Below are 1,602 nucleotides of genomic sequence, written 5' to 3' on the forward strand. Positions count from 1 at the left end.
TTTAATACGCAAATTTTTTATACTTGAAAATGACTCTAGTTCACTCCATCTTATATCCTCAGGATTTCCAATATTAAGGCTATAAATATAAATATAATTATTCTTGCTTATATTATTATCTGCTATATTAAGATACTCCTGTTGTGTAATTAATAAAGTCGGATCACATACTAGGGTTGCTTTAAAGCCGGCTATTTTACATATTTCGACACCAGGTTTTTTTCTCTGACAGATAATGCATCAAAACGAGCTAGATTTTCATGTAATTTATCTAGAAGTTTTTTAGGATACTGTAACATTGAGAAACTTGGCGCATATGAAATTCTTTTAATATTTATTGGTCCAAAATCTAAAAAGTAAGCACGATTATTATCCTGATTTAACAGCTGTGCCCAAACTTGATCACTACCAGTAATATATAAGTCTGCTTTTGGTGGATTTTTCTGTAGGTCATATAATGAATGATATTTATTTGAAGAGAAAATTATATTGTTTTTCCTAAAATCATCAAATTTTCTTTGCTTATTCTTAATATCATTCTCTCGTTTTAATATTTCATATTTCTTATTCCGTTGAGTAATTATATATTTACGGTATATCGGATATATTAATAGAACCTTTATTATAATTTTAAAATAATACTTATAATCCTTTCTTTTTTTGTTTGCATAGGACTATAATTGATAACATACGGACTATGTCCATTCTTTTTCAACCATTGTTGTAATGCCCACAACTGTAATAATTGTCCATAGTTATCATTGCTATTCCAGAAAGTAATAACACCAATTTTCATAAATAATATTGCAATTTTTTCTTTATTCTATAAAATTTTAAAGCTAACCGTTCTCTAAATGATAAATGGAGACATTTACTTACCAAAATAGAAAACTCAAGAATATTGAATTGTTCAAAGAAAAGTTTCCTTTTTTTATGCGGAATAGCACAATCTTTGAACCCGCCATTCATTTTTTTTGCATCTTCAAAAGATATTAATTTTGATTTACATTTTAGTTCTTTTAAAATATTTTTACCTTTTTCTGTATAGGCTAATATTAAACTTGTACCTTTATCATCATCCATATCAGGGTTTAAAATATTAACACCCCAATAATCTGCAAGCGTTATATCACAGCCACTCCTTCCTGATTTTGACGGGCATTTTTCACAAGATGGCCGTAGATATAAATTAGATAAGAACCCATGCATATAAACATTTTTTGATGCAAGGTGTGTAATAGTTGTGCCATCTTTCAAATTTATTGTAAAGCTATAATTTTTCCATCCTGTTTTTTTATCACGAAAAGAAATACTTTTTATATTTTCTATTCTGCCAACCAATTCTTTTAAATATAATTGCCATACTTTTGGACTTGGAACACCATGACAAATACAATCTATCGTTATCAGATTATCATAGTCTTTTCTTAAGAAATGCTTAAGACCTGCTATTTGGCACGATGTCCCACTAAATAATACTAATATGCCTTTCTTAAGGAAAATTTCTGTTTCTTTATATGTAGAATTAATATTACTTTGAAGATATTTACTGCCTCTGAATTTTGCCAGTTCAGACTTATCTCTTATATAAATATGCCTTAC

2 protein-coding genes are annotated in these 1,602 nt (G+C 28.0%); both read right to left on the bottom strand.

Annotated elements, in window-relative coordinates; translation table 11 throughout:
• Nucleotides 1-191: 191 nt before the first annotated feature.
• The gene (locus ACU52_RS15945) at nucleotides 192-629 is read right to left on the bottom strand and encodes a polysaccharide pyruvyl transferase family protein (protein WP_082335321.1); all 438 of its coding nucleotides are present in this window, start codon (nucleotides 627-629) and stop codon (nucleotides 192-194) included.
• 163 nt (nucleotides 630-792) lie between these two features.
• A partial coding sequence (locus ACU52_RS14510; protein WP_193391587.1) for a Coenzyme F420 hydrogenase/dehydrogenase, beta subunit C-terminal domain occupies nucleotides 793-1,602 on the bottom strand: 810 nt, incomplete at its 5' end.

This window comes from Xylanibacter rarus, from assembly GCF_001275135.1.
Classification (GTDB): domain Bacteria; phylum Bacteroidota; class Bacteroidia; order Bacteroidales; family Bacteroidaceae; genus Prevotella; species Prevotella rara.